The sequence below is a fragment of the Polaromonas sp. P4_H1 genome (assembly GCF_056400945.1).
In genome coordinates this window covers 1-531 of the sequence record NZ_JBFUKG010000148.1, presented here as the reverse complement: position 1 = coordinate 531, position 531 = coordinate 1, and the positions used below count along the sequence as shown (strand labels likewise).

Here is a 531-nt window from a genome sequence, read left to right as displayed (position 1 = left end):
AGATCACCGCAGTCTCGCTGCCGGACAGGCCGGCACCGCCGAAGGCCGCAGCGAACTTCTTCTTCAACTCGTCCATACCTTCGGGCGTCGAGGTGGCGAGGAACGTAAAGATCTCATGGAGATTGACGGCGCCGGGGATATGCCCGGCCGCATAGGCGTCGGGATTGCGCGTGTCGATGATGACACAAGGTTCTGACTTCATGAACGTGACGAGGTCGTCTGCGGAAATGAGAACTTCAGCCATTGAAAGCCTCCACTGTGTTGAACCGTCGTTGTTGAGTCGTTTGTGCTGGATCGCCTGTCGTTTCGCCGTGACTTAAGTCAATTCGCTTTCCGTTCGCGTGATCGGGATCATTTGCATGATCGGGATCACGCCCCGCCCTGGTCTCCCTGATATTCGCGCGCATTGTCTGCGAGCATTTTTCTGAGCTGCTTGGTGGCGGGGGTGACGATCGCCACGAAATAGGCTTCGCGCAGTCGGCGCTGGGCGCGGTGCGATTTGAGATAGCCGCGCGCGCCACAATGCAGCAT

Annotated in this window: 1 protein-coding gene; it reads right to left on the bottom strand. The window is 58.4% G+C overall.

Features of this window, described 5'->3' with window-relative positions:
- Positions 1-244, bottom strand: a 244-nt coding sequence (locus tag AC1DS5_RS25595; RefSeq protein ID WP_477721048.1) for a rhodanese-like domain-containing protein, incomplete at its 3' end; no start/stop codon positions are given.
- Positions 245-531 lie beyond the last annotated feature (287 nt).